The organism is Vibrio sp. 2132-1 (assembly GCF_033344315.1).
The window spans coordinates 1-869 of record NZ_JAWPON010000180.1 but is presented as its reverse complement, the minus strand read 5'-3'; the positions used below and the strand labels follow the sequence as shown (position 1 = coordinate 869).

Sequence of the window (869 nt, the reverse complement as noted above, 5' to 3'; positions counted from 1 at the left end):
GATGCCATGCTCGTCCCGCAATGCCGATCAGTACTTCTTGGTGACTTAAACGAGGGCTTTGCAAAATCGCTTCTAGTACTGGTAAAGAGACTTCAGTTGGAGCGCCTGCTAACGCGCGAGTTAATGCCGATAGCAAGAACAAATCTGGTTCTGTGCTGTGAATCTCTTGCTGCGCTTTTTCTGCGATACGCTGCGCTAGTCGTTCTTGTAAGTCGACATGCTCAAGAGCACCAAGCAGTGCGTATAGAGGCTCGTTAGGTAAATGATTGAGAGCTTTACGCAGAGTGACCGCATTTTGCTCTTTACCAAGGCGTGCGGCGATATCGGTGATTCCTTGCAGGCCAACCGTCTGCCAGTTTTCCCAGCCTAGACCGCCTGTGAAGTAGTGCTGTGTATGTTCGTAATATTGGCTGGTGGGTAGATCCAAATTTGCTCGAACTTGGCTGTGGAATACCGCCATTTTGTCTTCAGAAGGTTTGAACGTGTATGGATTATTGGAGAGTTTTTGTTGTTGCTCTTCAGACATCTCTTCGCTTAGACGAGTGCCCATGGCTTCAACTACGTATTTAATGAAGTTGCCAATATCAGATTGCTTGAGTAAGCCACGCTCATCCAGTTCAAACTTTAAAAACCAAATCCAAGGTTGTTTTTGTTCATTCCAATAAGCAATCGCTAAATGTGCTTTACGCTGCATTGGGTATGGGTAAGGGCACTGACCTTTTTCAACATCGGCGAACAATTGTGAATCGATCGTTTTGATGCGTCGGCCAAGGTCGAAGATTTGATATTCACAATGACTGTTTTTCAGTAACTGGGTGAGGGTTTGAATGTTTTCCATTAAATACGACGTCCTAACGTTCTTTTGACAA

General features: G+C 45.2%; 1 protein-coding gene. It reads right to left on the bottom strand.

Going from position 1 to position 869, the window contains the following annotated elements; translation table 11 throughout:
• Window positions 1–838 (bottom strand): DUF3549 family protein (locus tag R8N47_RS24265; protein ID WP_318185985.1); only part of this gene is annotated, 838 nt, incomplete at its 3' end.
• Between the last annotated feature and the right edge of the window lie 31 nt (window positions 839–869).